1 protein-coding gene and 1 pseudogene are annotated in these 1,834 nt (G+C 54.0%); both read left to right on the top strand.

The genetic code is table 11. The features are described from left to right. Positions 1–123: 123 nt before the first annotated feature. Positions 124–1,620: a glycoside hydrolase family 32 protein gene (locus tag INT19_RS13560; protein ID WP_226924649.1), complete on the top strand. Its 1,497-nt coding sequence runs from the start codon at positions 124–126 to the stop codon at positions 1,618–1,620. A 97-nt stretch (positions 1,621–1,717) separates the two neighbouring features. Continuing rightward, positions 1,718–1,834: pseudogene (locus INT19_RS13555) on the top strand (IS5/IS1182 family transposase); the annotation flags it as partial.

Genomic DNA, 1,834 nt, shown 5'->3' with positions numbered 1-1,834 from the left:
TGGTGTGAGAGGACAGGGGAGGCGACTCCCCTTCCTACTCGATCGCTCCACCTAACGGCGTAGGGCAGAGAGGGAAAAAGCGTGATAGCCTCAACTTAATCGATTAAGTTAGGGTTTTTTACATTGAATCTCGTCAAATTTACTCCTCTTAGGCCAACGCTGCATTTTACGCCGCCTACTGGCTGGATGAATGACCCCAACGGGCTTGTATATTTTGAAGGGGAGTATCATCTCTTTTATCAATACCATCCCCACGATACGGTATGGGGGCCCATGCACTGGGGGCATGCGGTAAGCACCGATCTTTGCCGTTGGGAACACTTACCTATTGCACTGATGCCAGACGCCCAAGGGGCGTGTTTTTCAGGTAGTGCCATCGTGGATGAGCATGATGTGACGGGGCTGTTTGACGGCCAGCCGGGGCTGCTGGCGTTTTATACCTGCCACCGAGTGCTTTCCGATGGCCCTGAAGATTATGAGCAGTCACAGTGTTTGGCTTATAGCCGCGACAAGGGGCGCACTTGGCATCAGTACGCTAATAACCCGGTGCTTCCCGCGCCAGGGTTTAAAGATTTTCGCGACCCAAAAGTGTTGTGGCATGCCGCTACCCAGCGTTGGGTAATGGCGCTGGCTTGTGGTCAGGAAATTCATTTTTATACCTCGCAAAACCTATTGGACTGGCAGTTTGCCAGTGCGTTTGGCGAGGGCCACGGCGCGCATACTCAGCATCCTTGGGAGTGCCCCGATTTGTTCGAACTGCCAGTGGAAGGCGCTAGCAATGGGCAGCTATCTAGCCGCTGGGTATTAATCGTTGGCATCGGGGCTACGCCAGATAATGCCTTTGGCTCGTTCACGCAATATTTTGTGGGCGAGTTCGATGGCCAGCGTTTTACTAACGACCACTCGCCTGATGACGTCATGATGATGGATGAAGGGCGTGACTTTTACGCCGTGCAGAGCTGGTCGAATACTTCGGGGCGTCGTTTAGCCGTGGCTTGGCTGAATAATTGGCAGTATGCCAATCATGCGCCTGAAGCTGGCTGGCGGGGAATGATGAGTCTGCCCAGAGAGTTAACCCTGCGTGCGACATCGAGCGGCATTCAGCTTTGCCAACGTATCGCCAGCGAGTGCCATGAGGCGCTGACAGCCGTACCGCATACTATCCCGCCACAGGCGATGCTGGGTGTTGGGCAATATAGCGTCTTAACCTCGTTGCCACCGGTAAGCCGTGGTGTGCTTGAACTGACCTTGGCGGCTGGCAGCCGAGTGGCGTTGTCGCTCCAGCAGGGAGATCATCAACAGCTTACGCTTGAAGCGGTAGAAGAGGGCGTTGCACTTCACTACACGCGTAGAGGCGTGAACGGACAAGCAGCTTTCGATGACCATTTCGCCTGTGACCATGCAGCGGGCAGCGTTGATGGTTTAACGATCACGCTAGAGTGGTGGTGTGATCATGGCTCGCTGGAGATCCTGGTGAACGGTGATACGCAACAACGAGCGATTACCCAGGTTAGCTTTACAACTCAAACAGCAGGCTCGATTGAGGTCAACGTCTTGGAAGGCCGCGCAGGGTTGCTCGGTGGCAGTGTGGTATCGAGTAAAGAAGCGGTAGCGCATTAGTGGGATTTAGCGTGCAATTACATAGGGAAGCTCTGAAAAAGTCACTGCCATCAGTGATAATACGGCTATCGTCAACTGCATAGGATTCAGTGCTGCCATGGATCAAATCACCTTCTCCGAAGCCGAGTACCAGAACAAGAAGCGAAAGACCCGCCGCGAACTCTTTCTGGAGCGGATGGATAAGCTGATCCCCTGGACGCAGCTGGAGAAGAAG

Origin of the sequence: Halomonas sp. 3A7M, assembly GCF_014897875.1 — a bacterium.
Taxonomy (GTDB): Bacteria; Pseudomonadota; Gammaproteobacteria; order Pseudomonadales; family Halomonadaceae; genus Vreelandella.
This window is presented reverse-complemented; position numbering and strand designations above follow the sequence as displayed.